This is a genomic window from Pantoea sp. EEL5, assembly GCF_049892805.1.
GTDB lineage: Bacteria > Pseudomonadota > Gammaproteobacteria > Enterobacterales > Enterobacteriaceae > Pantoea > Pantoea ananatis.
Window position 1 is genome coordinate 993303 of the sequence record NZ_JBNDNJ010000001.1, and the last position, 15828, is coordinate 1009130.

Here is a 15828-nt window from a genome sequence, read left to right on the forward strand (position 1 = left end):
CGTGCAAAAACGATTAAAAATCCGCCACCTCTCGCCGCGCAGGGCAGACGTGACGGCAAATAATTCTGGCACGCGGTTTGCTTTACCTTAAAGAGTGTACGTATTTGCTTTGCCAACGGCGGTAGAGCGAGTGCTTTGGATAAAGGCGTCCGTCCCCTTGCGAGAGCAGTGGGGAGGACGCCTTTTTTTATTTCTTCAGGGTGGTAAAGATGAGCAAATCGCCAGTTTCACTCTCTCGTCGTCAACTGCTGTTATCCGGCGCCGCCGTCGGTGGACTCTGGCTGCTGCCGGGATTGCGCAACGCGGTATGGGCGGCAGGTTCCGACGCGCCAGAAAAACCGACCGTGCGCGTCGGCTTTATTCCACTGACCGACTGCGCGCCGGTGGTTATGGCCTCGGTAAAGGGGTTTGACAAGAAATACGGCCTGACGCTGCAGGCCAGCAAAGAAGCGAGTTGGGCGGCGGTACGCGATAAACTCACCTCGGGTGAACTGGATGCAGCACACGTACTTTACAGCCTGATCTATGGCCTTCAACTGGGCGTCGCCGGTCCTCAGCACGATATGGCGAACCTGATGACGTTAAACAACAACGGTCAGGCCATCTCACTGTCAAACCAGCTCAAGGCGCAGAAGGTGACCGATGGCGCCAGCCTGAAAAAGGCTATCGACAGCCAGGCGAAGGGCAGCATGACCTTCGCGCATACCTTTCCTACCAGCACCCATGCCATGTGGCTCTATTACTGGCTGGCTAACGCCGGTATCAACCCGTTTGAGGACGTGCGCACCGTCGTGGTTCCGCCACCGCAAATGGTGATGAATATGAAGATTGGTAACATGAGCGGCTTCTGCGTGGGAGAGCCGTGGAACCAGCGGGCGATCAGCGACAATATTGGTTTCACCGCCGCCACCAGCCAGCAGATTTGGCCGGATCATCCGGAAAAAATTCTGGGCACCCGCGCAGAGTGGGTCAAAGACAACCCGAATACGGCCCGCGCGCTCACGTCTGCGGTGCTGGAAGCCGCGCGCTGGATCGATGCATCAGACGATAACCGACGTGAAACGGCGCAGGTACTGTCCGGACGCGCCTGGATCAACACCAAACCCGAGACGCTGGAAGGGCGCATGCTGGGCCAGTACGAAAACGGACTGGGTCAAAAATGGCAGGATCCCCATGCGATGCGTTTCTTTCACGACGGCAGCGTCAGCTTCCCTTATCTCTCCGATGGCATGTGGTTCCTGACCCAGCTTAAGCGTTGGGGCATGCTCAACAGCGATCCCGATTATCTGGCCGTCGCCAGGCAGATTAACCGTATTGATATCTACAAACAGGCTGCCAGCGCGGTCGGCAACGTCACGCTGCCCGGCAGCGACATGCGCAGCAGCACTTTACTGGACGGCAAAGTATGGGATGGCACCGATCCCGCCGCCTATGCCGCCAGCTTCGCGATCAAACGTTAAGAGAGGCCCTGATGAAAACCCAGACTCGTCCACTGGCGCAGCCGGTCAATACGCCCACTCAGGCAACGGTGGTTTCCCTCCAGGTTACGCCTAAAAAAGTGCGCCCGCCTGCGCGCCTGCGTCCGCTGCTACAGCGCTGTATTCCGGCGCTGTGCGGTGTCCTGCTCCTGCTTCTGGTATGGCAGATCGCGGCGCTGTACAGCCAGGGCTTTCCGGGGCCTTACGCGACCTGGGCGGCGGCGAAAGTCCTGTTTGCCGATCCGTTTTACAACAACGGCCCTAACGATCAGGGCATTGGCTGGAACGTCCTGGCCTCGCTGCAGCGCGTGGCCATCGGGTTCGGTCTGGCGGCGCTGGTGGGCATTCCCGCCGGTTTTCTGTTGGGGCGTTTCACCTTTGTGGCGCGCATGTTCAATCCCATTATCGCCTTGCTGCGTCCGGTCAGTCCGCTGGCCTGGTTACCTATCGGTCTGCTGCTGTTCCAGCGGGCGGAACCGGCCTCAAGCTGGACCATTTTTATCTGTTCGATCTGGCCGATGATCATCAACACTGCAGAAGGCGTGCAGCGCATCCCGCAGGATTACCTCAACGTGGCGCGCGTGCTGCAGCTCTCTGAATGGACCATTATGCGCCGCATCCTGTTTCCCGCCGTGCTGCCTGCCGTCCTCACCGGGGTGCGCCTCTCGATTGGCATCGCCTGGCTGGTGATTGTCGCGGCGGAGATGCTGACGGGCGGTCTGGGCATTGGCTTCTGGATCTGGAACGAATGGAACAACCTGAACGTTGAAAACATCCTGATTGCCATTCTGCTGATTGGTGTGGTCGGCCTGCTGCTTGAGCAGGGACTGATGCTGCTGGCGCGTCGTTTTAGCTGGGATAAATAAGGGGAACATCATGCAACCTATCATTCGCGTACAACAGGTCAGCCAGCGCTTTACCACCTCGGGCGGCGATTTTCTGGCGCTGGACAACGTCAGTTTCGATATTCATCAGGGCGAAACCCTGAGTCTGATCGGTCACTCCGGCTGCGGTAAATCCACGCTGCTTAACCTGATTGCCGGCCTGACCCGACCCACCAGCGGCGTGCTGCTGTGCGATAACCGCGAGGTCACCGGTCCCGGCCCTGAGCGGGCGGTGGTGTTTCAAAACCACTCTCTGCTGCCGTGGCTGACGGCGTTTCAGAATGTCGAACTGGCGGTGCAGCAGGTTTTTAAAGGCAAGATGAACAAGGCGGAGATGCACGACTGGATCGAGCACAACCTCAACCGGGTGCAAATGAGCCATGCCCTGCACAAGCGTCCCGGCGAGATTTCTGGCGGGATGAAGCAGCGCGTCGGCATCGCCCGCGCCCTGGCAATGAAGCCGCGCGTTTTACTGCTCGACGAGCCGTTCGGCGCGCTGGATGCGTTAACCCGCGCGCACCTGCAGGACAGCGTGATGCGTATTCAGCAGGAGTTAAATACCACCATTGTGCTGATCACCCACGACGTGGATGAGGCCGTGCTGCTCTCTGATCGGGTCCTGATGATGACCAATGGTCCGGCCGCCCAGGTGGGGGACATACTTACCGTCGATTTACCCCGACCGCGTTCGCGCGTGGCGCTGGCTGAGGATGCGCGCTATCACCAGCTGCGCCAAAAAGTGCTGCATTTTCTCTACGAAAAACAGACCTCGGCGGCGTAAGGAAAACACCATGAGACAACGGCTGCTGGTGGTCGGTAACGGGATGGCGGGCATGCACACCGTGGAAACGCTGTTGCAGCTGGCGCCGGAGCGTTATGACATTACGGTCATTGGCCGTGAACCACACGGTAACTACAACCGCGTGCTGTTGTCGCCGCTGCTGGCTGGCGAAAAAACCGTGGAGCAAATCCAGATTCACGATCGTGACTGGTACGCGCGCCAGGGCATCACCTTGCTGGCCGGGGAAACGGCTGAGCAGATCGATGTGGCGGCGCGCACGTTGCGCACCTGCCAGCGCCTGCTGCGCTGGGATCGTCTGATTCTGGCGACCGGATCGCAACCGCGCATGCCGCAGATGGCAGGCATCGATCTGCCGCACGTAACGGCTTTCCGCACGCTGGAGGATGTGGATTTACTGCTGGCCGGTAGCGGGCCGGTCGTGGTCGCCGGCGGCGGTTTTCTGGGCATTGAGGCCGCGGCAGCCCTTCAGGCGCAAGGGCGCGATGTCACGCTGGTACATCGTCAGTCGCGCTTACTGGACCGGCAACTGGACGCCATGGCAGGGGAATTACTGCTTGCCCAGCTCAGCGCACGCGGTATCCGCTGTGAACTGAATTGCAGCGTCGCAGAAATCGGCCCGCAGTCACTGACTCTCAACGATGGCCGACAGCTGGCGGCGGCGCAGGTCGTTATCGCAACGGGCGTGCAGCCAGATATCGCCCTGGCCCAGGCCTCAGGCATTCCCTGTCAGCGCGGCGTTCTGGTGGATCGGCAGTTACGCACCGCCCATGCCGAGATTTATGCGGTCGGCGAATGCTGTGAAATCAGCGGAGAAACCTTTGGCCTGGTTGCGCCTTGCCTGGCGCAGGCGGCGGTGCTGGCCGCCCAGTTGGCGGAATGCCCTCAGGCTGATTTCTACAGTGAAGCCACCGGCACGCGTCTTAAGGTGAGCGGGATCGCGCTGTTCAGCGCGGGTGATATCCGTGAAGCCCCTTCCGTCACCAGTTTCGATCCGCTTTCCGGTCACTATCGACGTCTTTTTCTCAAACAGGGACGGCTCAACGGTGTGCTGCTGTATGGCGACTGCCAGCAGGGTGCCGCGTTGCTGAACCAACTGCATAACGCCAGGCAGGTTTCTGTCAATACGCTGTTTGGCCTTGATGAACCTGAAACGCAGCCGCAGGCTGCAGGAAACCCCGTGATGAATCACTCTAAACCTGTATTAGCCGTCGTGGGTCACGGCATGGTCAGCCACCATTTTCTGGAACAGCTGGTAGCGCGTGATCTGCATCAGCAGTATCACGTCGTGGTGTACGGCGAAGAGCGCCATCCGGCCTACGATCGCGTGCACCTGTCTGAGTACTTCACCGGCAAAGAGGCCGCGCAGCTCTCGCTGGTTGGCGAGGACTTTTTTGCCCAACACGGCATTGAACTGCGCAGCGGCTGTCGGGTGGAGGCGATCGATCGTCAGCAGCGTAGTCTGCACGACAGCGACGGCAGAGCACTGTGCTGGGATAAACTGGTGCTGGCGACCGGTTCGCGCGCGTTTGTGCCTCCGGTGCCGGGACATGAGGGCGAACGCTGCTTTGTGTACCGCACGCTGGACGATCTGGATGCGATCGCCGCCTGTGCCGGTAAAAGCCAGCGCGGTGTGGTCATCGGCGGTGGTCTGTTGGGGCTGGAAGCCGCCAATGCGCTGAAGCAGTTGGGGTTGGAAACCCACGTCGTTGAGTTTGCGCCGCGCCTGATGGCCGTGCAACTGGACGAAGGCGGCGCGCTGATGCTGCGGCAGAAAATTGATTCGCTGGGCGTGACGGTTCACACCTCCAGGCAGACTGAACAGATTGCGACCCAGCCAGACGGAAGCCTGGTGCTGCACTTTGCCGATGGTGGCGAACTGGCCACCGATCTGGTGCTGTTCTCTGCGGGCATCCGGCCGCGTGACGAGCTGGCCCGCACCGCCGATATCAGCGTTGGTCCCCGCGGCGGCATTACGATCAATGACGTCTGCCAGACCAGCGATGACGATATCTACGCTATCGGCGAATGTGCCCTGTGGAACGGACAAATTTTTGGCCTGGTGGCACCGGGCTATCAGATGGCGCGCGTGCTGGCCGGGCATCTGGCCGCCGAGCCAGCCCGGTTCAGCGGGGCCGATATGAGCACCAAACTGAAGCTGCTGGGCGTGGAAGTGGCCTCTTTTGGTGATGCGCACGCGAAAACGGCAGGCAGCCTGAGCTACTACTGGGCCGATGGTCCGAAAGGCATTTATAAGAAAATTGTGGTCAGCGCTGACGGTAAGCGGTTGCTGGGCGGCGTGCTGGTCGGTGACAGCAGCGACTATGCCACGCTGCTGCAAATGATGTTAAACGCGATGCCGCTGCCCGAGGCGCCGGAAGGGCTGATTCTGCCTGCGCTGCAGGGTGCGCCAGCCAAAGGTCTGGGCGTTGCCATGCTGCCCGACAGCGCCCAGATCTGCTCCTGCCACAACGTCAGCAAAGGCGATATCTGCCAGGCGGTGCAGAGTGGCTGCGGCGATATGGCCAGCATTAAAAGCTGCACCAAAGCCGCGACGGGCTGTGGCGGCTGCTCGGCACTGGTGAAGCAGGTGATGGAGTTCCAGCTGGAAGACCTGGGCGTTGAGGTGAAAAAAGATATCTGCGAACATTTTGCCTATTCACGTCAGGCGCTTTATCACCTGATCCGCATCAACGAAATCAAAACCTTCGATGACCTGCTGGCGCGCCACGGGCGCGGCTGCGGCTGCGAGATTTGTAAACCGCTGGTCGGTTCTCTGCTGGCCTCGTGCTGGAATGACTATTTGCTGAAACCGGCCCATCTGCCGCTTCAGGATACCAACGATCGCTACTTTGCCAATATCCAGAAAGACGGCACCTATTCCGTCGTGCCGCGCGTGCCGGGCGGGGAGATCACGCCGCAGGGGCTGATCGCCATTGGCGAAGTGGCGGCACGTTACGATCTCTACACCAAGATTACCGGCGGTCAGCGCATCGACCTGTTTGGCGCACGGCTGGATCAACTGCCTGAGATCTGGGAAACCCTGCTGGCAGCAGGCTTTGAAACCGGCCATGCCTACGGGAAGTCGCTGCGTACGGTGAAATCCTGTGTGGGCTCGACCTGGTGTCGCTACGGCGTGCAGGATTCCACCGCCTTCGCCATCGATCTGGAGAATCGTTACAAAGGCCTGCGCGCGCCGCACAAAATCAAAATGGCCGTCTCGGGTTGTACCCGCGAATGTGCGGAAGCGCAGAGCAAAGATATTGGGGTCATCGCCACAGAAAAGGGCTGGAACCTGTACGTGTGCGGCAATGGCGGCATGAAACCGCGCCATGCCGAGCTGTTTGCCAGCGATCTGGATGATGAAACCCTGATCCGCTATGTCGATCGCATTCTGATGTTCTACGTGCGCACGGCGGAGCGCTTACAGCGCACCAGCGTCTGGATGGATAACATGGAAGGCGGCCTGGATTACCTGCGCGACGTCGTGATCAATGACAGCCTCGGTATTGCCGCAGTGCTGGAGCAGGAAATGCAGCAGGTTGTGGAAACGTATCAGTGTGAATGGCAGACCACGCTGGCAGAGCCATCGCGCCGGGCGCTGTTTACCGCCACGGTGAACAGCGATCAGCCGGATGAAACGCTGCACTATGCGCGCGTACGCGGTCAGCGTCAGCCGCACGCCGCCAGCGGTATTCCGCTGATGCACCTGCCCGCCGAAACCTGGAGCGAAGTCTGTTCGCTGGATGCCATTCCGGCCGAAGCGGGGATCGGTGCGCGCCTCGGCAGCGTGCGCATTGCGCTGTTCCGTTTTGGCGACGACTGTTATGCACTGGAAGATCGCGAGCCGGGCAGCGACGCCAGCGTGCTGTCGCGAGGCATCCTCGGCGATGTGGCCGGTGAACCCGTCGTTATTTCACCGCTCTACAAACAGCGCGTGCGCCTGCGCGACGGCCAAAGTCTGGATGATCCGCAGTATCAGCTGCGCTGCTGGCCGGTGAAGCTGGAGGATGGCCAGGTCTGGGTCGCTAACCGTCCGATTAACCTGATGGCGCAGGCATCATGAAAACGACCTGTGCCTATTGCGGCGTGGGCTGTGGCGTCGAGGTGACCCTGCAACACAGCGAATCTGCACAGGTGAATGGCGATCCGCTGCATCCGGCCAACGGCGGGCGACTGTGCGTTAAAGGGGCCGCGCTGGGGGAAACACTGACCCGGACGGGACGCCTGCTGCATCCCTGTATTCATCAACAGCAGGTCAGCATGGCGGCGGCGCTGGATGCCGCCGCTGACGGGCTTCGAAAGATTATCGCAGAGCACGGCCCTGAGGCCGTGGCCTTTTATGGCTCAGGCCAGTTGCTCACGGAGGATTACTACGTAGCCAACAAGCTGATGAAAGGCTTTCTTGGCGTCGCCAATATCGATACCAACTCGCGCCTCTGCATGGCTTCAGCGGTGGTGGGCTATAAGCGGGCGCTCGGGGCGGATGCGGTACCCTGCTGCTATGAGGATCTGGAGCAGGCGGATCTGATTGTGATGGTCGGCTCCAACGCGGCCTGGGCCCATCCGGTCATCTTTCAGCGACTCAGACAGGCGAAACAGCAGCGGCCGGAGATGCAGGTGGTGGTGATCGATCCGCGCCGCACCGCCAGCTGTGATATCGCCGATCTCCACCTGGCGGTGCGGCCGGGCAGCGATCCGGCTCTGTTTTCAGGCCTGCTGCGCTGGCTGGCCCAGAATCAGGGCATTGAGGCGACAATGCTGCCGCACCTGGACGGCGTTGAAGCCACCCTGCAGGCAGCCAGCCAGTGGGGAATAGCTGAAGTTGCGGAACACTGCGATCTCAGCGATGCGCAGGTGGTGGCCTTTTATCAGCTGTTTGCTCAGCGTGATCGGGTCCTGACCTTGTGGTGCATGGGCATCAACCAGTCACAGAGCGGCAGTGATAACAATAATGCGATAATTAATGCGCATCTTCTCAGCGGAAAAATAGGCCGTCCCGGCTGTGGGCCGTTTTCACTCACCGGCCAGCCCAATGCCATGGGCGGACGTGAAGTGGGCGGCTTAGCCAACCAGCTGGCGGCACACATGAGCTTTAACGAAGCGGACTGCGATCGTTTACAGCGTTTCTGGCACAGCCCGACCATTGCCCGCCAGCCCGGACTAACCGCCGTGGCGCTGTTTGACGCCATCGATCGGGGAGAGGTTAAAGCCGTCTGGATCATGGGCACCAATCCGGCTGTGTCAATGCCGGAAGGCAATCGCGTGGCCCGGGCGCTGGCCAACTGTCCGCTGGTGATCGTCTCCGACGTGCTGGCGCACACGGATACCACAGCCTTTGCCCATATTCTGCTCCCCGCCCAGGGCTGGGGCGAAAAAAACGGCACCGTGACCAATTCTGAACGCCGTATTTCCCGTCAGCGTGCGTTTGTTGCGCCCGCCGGGGAAGCCAAACCCGACTGGTGGCTGCTGGCGCAGGTGGCGCAGCGGCTGGGGTTCGGTCAGGCATTTAACTGGACCCATCCGGCGGCGATCTTCCGCGAGCATGCGGCGCTGTCCGGCTTTGAGAACGCGGGCGAACGCGCTTTTGATATCAGCGGCCTGGCACAGCTCAGCGATGCCGAGTGGGATGCGCTGACGCCTGTTCAGTGGCCCGTCAATGCCCGTCACCCACAAGGCTGTGCCCGGCTGTTCAGCGACCGGCGTTTTTATCATCCGGATGGCAAGGCACGGCTGCTGCCACCGGCCACGCCGCCGCCTTTAGAGCGCAGTGCCCGTTATCCCTTACTGATGAACAGCGGGCGCGTACGCGATCAGTGGCACACCATGACGCGCACCGGCCTGGTGCCTCGCCTGATGCAGCACTGTGACGAGCCTTTTGCCGCCTTGCATCCGGAAGAGGCGCGCCGTTATGGCCTGTTTGCCGGCGCGCTGGCGCGCGTACAGTCTGAATGGGGATGGATGGTGGTGCGCGTGACGCTGGACAGCGGTCTGCGGCGCGGCGAGCTGTTTGTGCCGATGCACTGGAACCGTCAGTTCAGCCTGCAGGGTAACGTCGGGGGTTTAGTGGCCGCGACCCGCTGCCCGGTTTCGGCTCAGCCCGCCTTTAAACAGACAGCGGTGCGAATTCAGTTATTACAACCCCGCTGGCAGGGCTGGCTCTGGCAGAGAAACAGTGCGCCACCGGCCGGGCTGCGTTACTGGGCGCGCACCCCGCATGAGGGCGCGCATCGCTTTGCGCTGGCCGGAGAGGACCAGCCGCAGCGCTGGCTGGCGTCTCAGTTCAGCGTTGAAGGATTGCAACTGCAAACCGCCAGCGATGGCGGCCACAGCTATCGACTCCTGGCATGGCGGGACGGTGAACTGCAGCTGGCCTTTTATGCTGACCAGCGTTTACCTGAAATCCAGCACGACAGGGTCGCTCAGGCCTTTCGTCAGGCACCGGCGGACGCCGCTGAACGCCACGCGCTGCTGGCAGGCCAGGCGGCGCAGGCCCCGGCGACCGGACGCATTATCTGTAGTTGCTATGGCGTGGGCGAACAAACGATTCTTGATGCTATTCGTCAGGGCTGCCACAGCACCCAGGCACTGGGCAAAGCGCTCAGATGTGGCACCAACTGTGGCTCCTGCCTGCCGGAGCTAAAACACCTTCTGCTTTCCGTCTCTGTCCCGGAGGAATTATGACGCTGGCTATTCACACCTTAGATAAACTGCTGGCGCCCGAAAACGCGTCCCGCCCCGGCCGCGTCTGGTTAGTGGGCGCCGGGCCGGGCGATGTCGACCTGCTGACGATAAAAGCGCTGCGTTTACTGCACGGCGCTGAAGTGGTGGTTTACGATCGCCTGGTGAGTGAGGCGGTCATGGCGGAAGTGCCGGACAGCGCGCTCTGCATCGACGTGGGTAAACGGCCCGGTCACCACGGCCTGAAACAGGCGCAGATCAATCAACTGCTGGTGGATCTGGCGCTCAGCGGGCGCAACGTCGTGCGCCTGAAAGGCGGCGATCCCTTTATCTTTGGTCGCGGTGGCGAAGAGATGGTGAGCCTGCAGCAGGCTGACATTGTCTGTGAGGTCGTGCCCGGCATTACGGCTGCCGTCGGCTGTGCCGCCGCAAGCGGGATTCCGCTGACGCACCGGGATTGCGCCCAGTCCCTGCGCTTTATTACCGGACACGGGCGCAGCGGTGAGCCTCAGTTGGATGCCGCCGCGCTGGCAGCCAGTAATCAGACGCTGGTGTTTTACATGGGGCTGAGCTGGAGCAGCGTCATTAGCAGCCGTCTGCGTGAGTATGGCCGCAGGGAGGATACGCCGGTCGCCATTATCGAAAACGGCACGCGCCAGGATCAGCGGGTGTTAGTGACCACGCTGGCAGGGCTGCCAGAGACGATCGCGCAGCATAAACCGGTGTCGCCGTCGTTGCTGATCGTCGGAGACGTGGTTCGCTACTATCGAGCCGACCTGCTTGTCAGGCTGGGCGCAGAGGCGGCCATTTGCCAGGCGTGATAATCAGGCCGCCAAGGCTACGCGTTAACATCAGGGGGCGCGGCGAGCGGGTAAGGGCGCAACCAGCACCTTAACGCCCAATGCCTCAAACGCGGAGATGTGCGCCTGGCTGATCCCGCTGTCGGTAATCAGGTAGTGGATGTGGCTCCAGTCGCAGGGCAGCGCAAACATCGAGACCTTATCAATCTTGCTGGAGTCGGCCACGACGTAGACGGTGCTGGCGGATTTGATCATCGCCATTTTTACTTTGATGTCGGTTTCGCTGGGAAAGCTCAGGCCGAGCCGTGGCGAGATACAGGCGGTGGCGAGAAACAGTTTTTCTGACAGCACGTTTTCAAAGAAGCTGGCGGCCTTGTCTCCGGACGTTGAAAGCGTCGGAAATTTAAAGGTCCCGCCCGTCAGCAGCACATTGATCCCGGGCTCGCCACCCAACTTCAGGGCGATATTCACGGCGGTGGTCACTACCGATAAACGCCGGATGTGGCTGATGGCATCCGCGATAGCCGTGGTGGTGGTGCCAGAATCGAAAATCACCGTATCACCGTTTTCGATATGCTGGGCAGCCAGGCGCCCAATCGCGTCTTTTTCTTCCATGTGGGTCTGACGTTCCAGCTGCAGCAGGCCGGTATTCTGTTTGCCGGTCATCAGGGTCGCGCCGCCGTGGTAGCGCTGCACGAAACCCTGTTTTTGCAACATCCGCAGGTCGGTTCGCAGCGTGGCCTCGGTCAGCCCGAACGTTTTCGTCAGCGCTTTCACCGTCACCGTCCCGTCCTCCCGAATCATCTCCAGGATCTTGTCACGACGCTGCTGCATTTCAGCTAGCTGCTCAGTCTTGCTTTTCAATCGAAACGCTCCCTCTTTTAATCGCATCGGGCTTATAGCGATAACGCGTTGTCGCAGAGTTTAACCCGCAGATTTCGCCTTTGCGAGTCAGCATGAAAAGATGTTTATTTTCGTTCGAAAGTCAATATGCGCCATGCTTTATCCCTTTCACCTTCGCGACAGCAACACAATCCATATTACTCAGGCGGTTTGCAACCGGGATCACGCGCTTTGAAGCGAATCACGCCGCCAGGCACGCAGTGTTGTGAAATTTGATCTTAGCCACATTAACCATCAATTCGATAGCTTATATTTTTGTTCGAAAATGAATGCGGCAAATAAAATACCAGAGAGGACAGTCGGATGAGCGGTGAATATGACGTTAACCTGCGCTATGGCGTAGACACCACAATGAATCTGAGCGGCAAAGTGGCCGTGGTGACGGGCGGGCTGGGCGGCATCGCCATGGCCAGTAATCAGATGCTGCTGGAGAAAGGGGCGAGCCTGGCGCTGCTTTATCCGCCCTTTGAAGCGGATAAGGTCGACAGTGCGCGCGCAGCCCTGGCCGGACAGGTGCAGTTTATTTGCTGCGATGTAACCGATCCTGCCGACGTTGAGCAGGCGTTCGACGCCATTGTTGATCACTACGGTCATATCGACATTCTGGTGAACTGTGCCGGCTACGTGATGCTTCAGCCCGTGCTGGAAACCGATTTTGCCGAGTGGCAAAAGCAGATCGCCGTGAACCTGACCGGGCCTTTTCTGTGCTCACAGGCTGCGGGCAAGCAGATGGTCAAGGCGGGCAACGGCGGCAAGATCATCAATATCGCCTCTCAGGCGGCGTCCATCGCTATCGACAACCACGTTGCTTATACCTCCGCCAAAGCCGGGTTACTGGGCATGACCAAAGTGATGGCGAAAGAGTTTGCTCCGCACCGCATTAACGTGAACACCCTGTCGCCCACTGTGGTGCTGACCCCGATGGGGGAAAAAGCCTGGCGCGGTGAGAAGGGCACCGAAATGAAAAAACTGATCCCGTTAGGCCGCTTTGCCTACACCGACGAGATCGCCGCCGCCGTGCTGTTTTTTGCCAGCAACGGCAGCGACATGATTACCGGGGCCGACCTGATGATCGACGGTGGCTTTACCATCTGGTAAGGCCACCGCCAGGCTTCGTTTTCCTCTGCCATCACCCTAATAGCGAGACACACCATGAAAAAAACGACGTTGCTCTGCACCACGCTTGCCGCCTGTTTGTTTTCTCACACCGCGCTGGCGGTTGAAAAAGGCACCATTATGATTTTGGTTAACTCACTGGATAACCCTTATTACGCCTCGGAGGCCAAGGGCGCCAACGTGAAAGCTCAGGCGCTGGGCTACAAAACCTCGGTGCTCTCTCACGGTGAAGACGTTAAGAAGCAGAACGAGCTGATTGATGCGGCTATCGGCAAAAAAGTGCAGGGCATTATCCTGGACAACGCGGATTCCACGGCCAGCGTGGCGGCCATCCAAAAAGCCAAACAGGCCGGTATTCCGGTGGTGCTGATCAACCGTGAAATTCCGGTAGATGACGTGGCGCTGGAACAGATTACCCACAATAACTTCCAGGCGGGCTCTGATGTGGCCAACGTGTTTGTTGAGAAAATGGGAGAAAAAGGGAAATACGCCGAGCTGACCTGCAACCTCGCCGACAATAACTGCGTCACCCGTTCGAAATCCTTCCATCAGGTGCTGGAACAGTATCCGGATATGCAAAGCGTCGCGCGTCAGGATGCCAAAGGCACGCTGATCGACGGCAAGCGCATCATGGACAGTATTCTGCAGGCTCACCCGGATGTAAAAGGCGTTATCTGTGGTAACGGCCCGGTGGCGTTAGGCGCCATTGCCGCCTTGAAAGCGGCCGGACGCAATGATGTCGTGGTCGTCGGCATTGATGGCAGTAACGATGAACGCGATGCGGTGCAGGCCGGAACGTTAAAAGCCACCGTGATGCTCCAGGCGCAGGCCATTGCCGCTCAGGGCGTAACCGATCTTGATAATTACATCCAGAAAGGCGTGAAGCCTGAGAAGCAGCGCGTGATGTTTCGCGGCATTTTGATCACACCGGACAATGCAAAAAACGTACAGGACTTTAACTACAAGTCGTAATCCATTGTTGTCGCGCCCGTACTGACGGGCGCCAGGGAGAATGTCATGTACAACCGACTCTGGCTGATACCGATCGTGATGGCACTGGGTAGCTGTCGTATTGTGTCGCAGCAGGAACTGGCCGACCTCAAGAATCCCCCGAATCCTCACATGGCCAATATCGGGCAACTCTGGCAGCAGAAGCTGGTGCCACAGATCGTGGCGCAGGCAAAGCCGTTGGGCGAGCTCACTCAGCGCCTGCAGTCAGAGAAGGATCTGGACAGCGCCTGTCGCGCCCTGGGCTACCGGGCGCAGAGCGAGAATCCCTGCATATTCAGCGTCAGCGTGAGTGGGGAAGTCACGGCGCTGGATACCACCTCACGTAACGGCAAAATGAAAGTTAAAGCGGCATCAGGTGACACTGTCACTATTCAGATCGGGCCCATCATCCGTGGGACGGCGCTGCGGGATGCTTACAAAGGGGCCAGCTATCAGGATTTTAACGATCAGGTGATGTTTAGCGACTTTGGTAAAGCCATCAATCAGCAGGCGGTCACCATGATACATAACGCCGCCGTAAAACCGGGCGACCGGGTTGACGTGGTCGGCGTTTTTAGCAGCTGGGACATTCCCCACGCGCTACCCGATATTACGCCCGCCCAGATCACGCGTCAGTGAGGAGGTGATCATGCATGTTACTGAACAGCAAGACGACGTCATTATTGAGACGCGCGGCCTGTCGCGGGTTTATCCCGGCGTGACCGCCCTGGATCAGGTTAACTACCGGGTTTATCGCAACAAGGTCAATGTGCTCATCGGGGAAAACGGTGCCGGCAAATCCACCATGATGAAGATGCTGGCCGGGGTGGAAACCCCATCGTCAGGCGAGATTCTGCTGGATGGCAAACCTGTGACGCTTCACTCCACCCAACAGGCCGAAAAATTGGGTATCAGCATTATCTTTCAGGAGCTGAACCTGTTCCCGAATATGAACGTGATGGACAACATCTTTATCGCCAATGAGTTCTTCCAGCGCGGCGTCATCAACGAAAAGTATCAGTATCAGCTGGCCAAAGCACTGCTGGAACGGCTGGAACTGGACGTCGATCCCTATGCTGCGCTGGATGCGCTGGGCATTGGTCATCAACAGCTGGTCGAGATCGCCCGCGCGCTGTCGAAGGATACGCGCGTGCTGATTATGGATGAACCGACCAGCGCCCTGAGTCAGTCGGAAGTTAAAGTGCTGTTCAACGTCATTGAACAGCTCAAGCGACGCGGCGTCACCATTATCTATATCTCCCATCGGCTGGAAGAGCTAATGGAGATCGGCGACCACATTACGGTTTTCCGGGACGGGCGTTTCATCGCCGCGCGTGAGGTGCGCGACGTCAGCGTGCCCTGGATCATTGAACAAATGGTTGGCGACAAGAAAAAGCACTTCGACTATCAACCCGCGCCGCAGGGGGAGACGGTGCTGCAGGTGGCGGGGCTCACCGCACTGCATCAGAACGGTGGCTACCGGCTCAATGCGGTGAGTTTCAGCCTGCGCAAAGGCGAAGTGATTGGTATTTATGGCCTGCTGGGCGCCGGACGAACAGAGCTGTTTAAGGGATTAACCGGGTTACTGCCTTGTCAGCGTGGGGAGATTCAGTTAGGTGGACAGCGGCTGGACAACTGCAGTTTCCAGCAGCGACTGAAGCGCGGCATCACGCTGGTGCCGGAGGATCGTAAAGGTGAAGGCGTGATCGAGCTGATGTCGATTAGCGCCAATATGACCTTGTCGAATCTCAGCCTGCGCGGCTTTCGCCGGGCGCTGGGCATCGTGCACCCTGACAAAGAACGGCAGCGTGTCAATGAAATGATTCAGCACCTGGCGATTAAAGTCAGCGACAGCGAGTTGCCTATCAGCGCATTAAGCGGCGGAAATCAGCAGAAGGTGGTGCTGGGAAAAGCGCTGATGACCGGACCTGCGGTGGTGTTGCTGGATGAGCCCACCCGCGGCATTGATGTCGGGGCCAAAACCGATGTGTATCACCTGATTGGCAAACTGGCGCAGCAGGGACTGGCGGTGATGTTTTCGTCGTCCGAACTGGATGAGGTCATGGCGCTCGCCGATCGGATTCTGGTCATGGCCGATGGCCGTATTACTGCCGATTTGCCCCGTGCCGCTGCAACGCGCGAAAAACTGATTAGTGCATCCACCCCGCAAGCCTGAG

11 protein-coding genes are annotated in these 15828 nt (G+C 59.4%); 10 read left to right on the forward strand and 1 reads right to left on the reverse strand.

The window, feature by feature from the left end; genetic code table 11:
- Nucleotides 1-209: 209 nt before the first annotated feature.
- Genes ACPXSQ_RS04855 through cobA form a run of 6 tightly spaced genes read left to right on the forward strand, consistent with a single transcriptional unit; the run spans nt 210 to nt 10663 of the window.
- Nucleotides 210-1460, forward strand: a complete 1251-nt coding sequence (locus ACPXSQ_RS04855; RefSeq protein ID WP_022622495.1) for a CmpA/NrtA family ABC transporter substrate-binding protein — start codon at nt 210-212, stop codon at nt 1458-1460.
- A gap of 11 nt (nt 1461-1471) precedes the next feature.
- Nucleotides 1472-2344 carry a nitrate ABC transporter permease gene (gene ntrB, locus ACPXSQ_RS04860; protein ID WP_014605988.1) on the forward strand — a complete coding sequence of 291 codons (873 nt, stop codon included), beginning with the start codon at nt 1472-1474 and terminating at the stop codon, nt 2342-2344.
- Between the two features lie 10 nt (nt 2345-2354).
- The gene (locus ACPXSQ_RS04865) at nt 2355-3143 is read left to right on the forward strand and encodes an ABC transporter ATP-binding protein (RefSeq protein ID WP_013025543.1); all 789 of its coding nucleotides are present in this window, start codon (nt 2355-2357) and stop codon (nt 3141-3143) included.
- A 10-nt stretch (nt 3144-3153) separates the two neighbouring features.
- Nucleotides 3154-7227 carry a nitrite reductase large subunit NirB gene (gene nirB / locus ACPXSQ_RS04870; RefSeq protein WP_426143001.1) on the forward strand — a complete coding sequence of 1358 codons (4074 nt, stop codon included), beginning with the start codon at nt 3154-3156 and terminating at the stop codon, nt 7225-7227.
- The gene (locus tag ACPXSQ_RS04875; RefSeq protein WP_028715063.1) at nt 7224-9845 is read left to right on the forward strand and encodes a nitrate reductase; all 2622 of its coding nucleotides are present in this window, start codon (nt 7224-7226) and stop codon (nt 9843-9845) included. Before nirB ends, ACPXSQ_RS04875 begins: the two co-directional genes overlap by 4 nt.
- Nucleotides 9842-10663: a uroporphyrinogen-III C-methyltransferase gene (gene cobA / locus ACPXSQ_RS04880; protein ID WP_028715064.1), complete on the forward strand. Its 822-nt coding sequence runs from the start codon at nt 9842-9844 to the stop codon at nt 10661-10663. The genes ACPXSQ_RS04875 and cobA overlap by 4 nt, the downstream gene beginning before the upstream one ends.
- Nucleotides 10664-10693: 30 nt before the next feature.
- Here the strand turns inward: cobA and ACPXSQ_RS04885 are convergent, their stop codons facing one another.
- Complete coding sequence (locus ACPXSQ_RS04885; RefSeq protein ID WP_013025547.1) at nt 10694-11506, reverse strand: DeoR/GlpR family DNA-binding transcription regulator; 813 nt, start codon at nt 11504-11506, stop codon at nt 10694-10696.
- A 342-nt stretch (nt 11507-11848) separates the two neighbouring features.
- Here ACPXSQ_RS04885 and ACPXSQ_RS04890 point away from each other — a divergent pair, with 342 nt between their 5' ends.
- Genes ACPXSQ_RS04890 through ACPXSQ_RS04905 form a run of 4 tightly spaced genes read left to right on the forward strand, consistent with a single transcriptional unit; the run spans nt 11849 to nt 15827 of the window.
- Complete coding sequence (locus ACPXSQ_RS04890) at nt 11849-12643, forward strand: GolD/DthD family dehydrogenase (RefSeq protein ID WP_013025548.1); 795 nt, start codon at nt 11849-11851, stop codon at nt 12641-12643.
- Between the two features lie 54 nt (nt 12644-12697).
- Nucleotides 12698-13633 (forward strand): D-ribose ABC transporter substrate-binding protein, encoded by a 936-nt coding sequence (locus ACPXSQ_RS04895; protein WP_014593574.1) that lies wholly within the window; start codon nt 12698-12700, stop codon nt 13631-13633.
- Nucleotides 13634-13678: 45 nt separating this feature from the next.
- Complete coding sequence (locus ACPXSQ_RS04900; protein ID WP_013025550.1) at nt 13679-14290, forward strand: DUF2291 family protein; 612 nt, start codon at nt 13679-13681, stop codon at nt 14288-14290.
- A gap of 10 nt (nt 14291-14300) precedes the next feature.
- On the forward strand, nt 14301-15827 hold the full coding sequence (locus tag ACPXSQ_RS04905) for a sugar ABC transporter ATP-binding protein (RefSeq protein ID WP_064352570.1): 1527 nt from the start codon (nt 14301-14303) through the stop codon (nt 15825-15827).
- Nucleotide 15828: the final 1 nt, after the last annotated feature.

What these genes read in the sequence shown, in the direction of transcription:
- ACPXSQ_RS04855 (WP_022622495.1), top strand. Translation starts at nt 210, where the DNA reads ATGAGCAAATCGCCAGTTTCACTCTCTCGTCGTCAACTGCTGTTATCC.
- ntrB (WP_014605988.1), top strand. Translation starts at nt 1,472, where the DNA reads ATGAAAACCCAGACTCGTCCACTGGCGCAGCCGGTCAATACGCCCACT.
- ACPXSQ_RS04865 (WP_013025543.1), top strand. Translation starts at nt 2,355, where the DNA reads ATGCAACCTATCATTCGCGTACAACAGGTCAGCCAGCGCTTTACCACC.
- nirB (WP_426143001.1), top strand. Translation starts at nt 3,154, where the DNA reads ATGAGACAACGGCTGCTGGTGGTCGGTAACGGGATGGCGGGCATGCAC.
- ACPXSQ_RS04875 (WP_028715063.1), top strand. Translation starts at nt 7,224, where the DNA reads ATGAAAACGACCTGTGCCTATTGCGGCGTGGGCTGTGGCGTCGAGGTG.
- cobA (WP_028715064.1), top strand. Translation starts at nt 9,842, where the DNA reads ATGACGCTGGCTATTCACACCTTAGATAAACTGCTGGCGCCCGAAAAC.
- ACPXSQ_RS04890 (WP_013025548.1), top strand. Translation starts at nt 11,849, where the DNA reads ATGAGCGGTGAATATGACGTTAACCTGCGCTATGGCGTAGACACCACA.
- ACPXSQ_RS04895 (WP_014593574.1), top strand. Translation starts at nt 12,698, where the DNA reads ATGAAAAAAACGACGTTGCTCTGCACCACGCTTGCCGCCTGTTTGTTT.
- ACPXSQ_RS04900 (WP_013025550.1), top strand. Translation starts at nt 13,679, where the DNA reads ATGTACAACCGACTCTGGCTGATACCGATCGTGATGGCACTGGGTAGC.
- ACPXSQ_RS04905 (WP_064352570.1), top strand. Translation starts at nt 14,301, where the DNA reads ATGCATGTTACTGAACAGCAAGACGACGTCATTATTGAGACGCGCGGC.